We start from the raw sequence: 1479 nt of genomic DNA on the forward strand, positions 1-1479 counted from the left end.
TTCGTGAAGGGATGTGGTTCTCGAAAACCGAGGAGCGAGGATGAAAATTAACCGTTCGGGGGCATCGTTAGAGCCTGTGGGTGAAGTGCAGAACCAACAGGCGGCCAACGGGAGACGCTCGAGAAAGGACGTGGAGCAAAACTCCGACTTCGTGAATGAGCGCCGGCGCAAAGCACCCACGTGGAGGAGAGACTCCGTATGCCTGAATGCCATGTGTGCGCCTGCCCCCGAACGGTTGCCAAATAACAGCGAGGAGAAGGTAGCCATGAAAGAAGCGCTGACAAGTGAGGGAACGTCGGGCCGGGTGATCGGCCTGGACCTGCATCCGGACGTGTTCAGTGCCGCGGCGCTCGCCGGCCGAGACGCGGCGACGGCGCGGGTGGAGCAGCAGTGGGATCGGTGGTCAACCGGCCTGCTGGAGCAATGGGCCAGGACCCTGCGCTCAGGTGACCTCGTGGTGGTCGAGGCGAGCGGCAACACGTTTGATGCCGCGCAGCGGCTGGGTGCGTGCGGGGTCATGACGGTGGTGCTGGAGAGCCAGCGTGCCGGACAAATCCGCACGGCGTACTGCATGAATGACCGGGTTGATGCGGTGAAGCTGGCGCGGGTGTACCTGAGCGGACTGGCGCTGACGGTGTGGCAACCCGACCTGCAGACCCGCGAGCGCCGCGAAGTCCTGCACTGCTACCGCACGGCCGTGGCCGACGCGACGCGGGCGCGTAACCGCCTCAAGAGCTTCCTCAGTGACCATGGTGTGCGGCTGCCACCGGGCGTGCGGCTGACGCAGGCGAGTGGGGAACGCCAGGTGCGCGCCGCCCAACGCTGGAGTGAACGCCAAAGCCAGCTGCTGGATGGCTTTCTCTCGTCGCTGCAGCAGGCGGAAGAAAAGCGGAAGCGCCTGACAGCGCTGATGGCGCGCGAAGTCGCGCAGGATCCGAAGCTGCTACGTTTGCTGCGGCTGCTCGGAGTCAGGCACATCATCGCGTACGCCTTTGCGGCGGTCGTCGGGGACATCGGCCGCTTCCCCAATCCCAAAAAACTGGTGGCGTACCTCGGGCTGGCTCCGCGGGTGGAGACCAGCGGCAACCAACCCCGCGGCCCCGAGAGCTTGGTCCGGTTCGGCCGTGGAGATCTGCGCGCGCTCTTGGTCCAGGCCGCTCAGAACGCGCTGAGGCAAAAGCGCAGCCCTCTGCACACCTGGGGTTGGAAGCTCCAACTGCGCAAGAGCCACAAGAACGTCGCGGTGATCGCGATCGCTCGGAAGCTGGCCGTCAGCGCCTGGTACTGCATGCGCGACCTGCTGGTCGCCCCGGCGAAGCTGGAGTCCACCATCGAGGTGAAGCTGCGGAAGGTCGCCACCGCCATCGGGCTCAAGACCCTGCGTCAGTGGGGCTATCCCACCGCCAAAGCCTTCGTGGAAGAAAAGACAGGCTATCTGCTACAACGAACTTGAAACCACATGCCCGCCTTTCGCGGTTC

At 64.8% G+C, this 1479-nt stretch carries 1 protein-coding gene; it reads left to right on the plus strand.

All coding sequences use genetic code 11. From position 1 onward, the window contains the following. Window positions 1-265: 265 nt before the first annotated feature. Entirely contained in the window at window positions 266-1453 is a 1188-nt protein-coding gene (locus DB354_RS00010) for an IS110 family transposase (protein ID WP_158277286.1), read from the plus strand. Window positions 1454-1479 lie beyond the last annotated feature (26 nt).

It is taken from the genome of Opitutus sp. ER46 (genome assembly GCF_003054705.1).
Taxonomy (GTDB): domain Bacteria; phylum Verrucomicrobiota; class Verrucomicrobiia; order Opitutales; family Opitutaceae; genus ER46.

Bases quoted from the DNA above. Each gene is read 5' to 3' on its own strand.
- DB354_RS00010 (WP_158277286.1), top strand. From the start codon at position 266: ATGAAAGAAGCGCTGACAAGTGAGGGAACGTCGGGCCGGGTGATCGGC.